This is a genomic window from Tenacibaculum sp. L6 (assembly GCF_028823685.1).
In the GTDB taxonomy this organism is placed as follows: Bacteria; Bacteroidota; Bacteroidia; order Flavobacteriales; family Flavobacteriaceae; genus Polaribacter.
Window position 1 is genome coordinate 1 of record NZ_JAPEHZ010000182.1, and the last position, 616, is coordinate 616.

General features: G+C 30.7%; 1 protein-coding gene and 1 pseudogene. Both read right to left on the bottom strand.

Annotated elements, in window-relative coordinates:
• Positions 1-67: 67 nt before the first annotated feature.
• On the bottom strand, positions 68-223 hold the full coding sequence (locus OU788_RS12615; RefSeq protein ID WP_073184478.1) for a YqaE/Pmp3 family membrane protein: 156 nt from the start codon (positions 221-223) through the stop codon (positions 68-70).
• Between the two features lie 66 nt (positions 224-289).
• Positions 290-616, bottom strand: a pseudogene (locus OU788_RS12620) (zinc carboxypeptidase); the annotation flags it as partial.

Genomic DNA, 616 nt, shown 5'->3' on the forward strand with positions numbered 1-616 from the left:
GTTTTTTCATTGATACATTTTCAAATTACCAAATTACCAAATTGCTACATTGTTATATTACACAAAGTTAATTCGGATTGTTTAATATGATGAGTGCTGCTATAACTCCTGGAACCCATCCACAAAGTGTTAGTAAAAACACTATAATAATAGATCCGCAGCCTTTACCTATAACTGCTAACGGTGGAAAAAATATTGCTAATAAAACTCTTAATAAACTCATAGTACTTTTTTAGTTAGTATACTTAAAAGACGAGTTAATTAGAATTTTGTTACACCTCTAATTCTGTTACATCAACTTTCCAAAGAAAATAGCGTTCATCAATAATTTGTTAGTTCCAAACCAAAACGCTCTAAAGTTGGTATTATCTGTAAAAACAATCACTCTACCACTCCCTAATCGCTGGACTTTAAACGGAACAGTGTTTTTCAATTCCTTTAAGTTCTCTTTTGAAATATAACCACTCAATAACGGATTGTTTGTGTACTGAATTGGATTATTATAACTCTTGGTATCTGCTTGTATAAATTGCTTGGTATTTCTAAACAAAGCTATCTTATCGTTTTTGTATCCAAAATTGATTGGATGTGAGCGATCTACCTTTGCTTCAAAAAT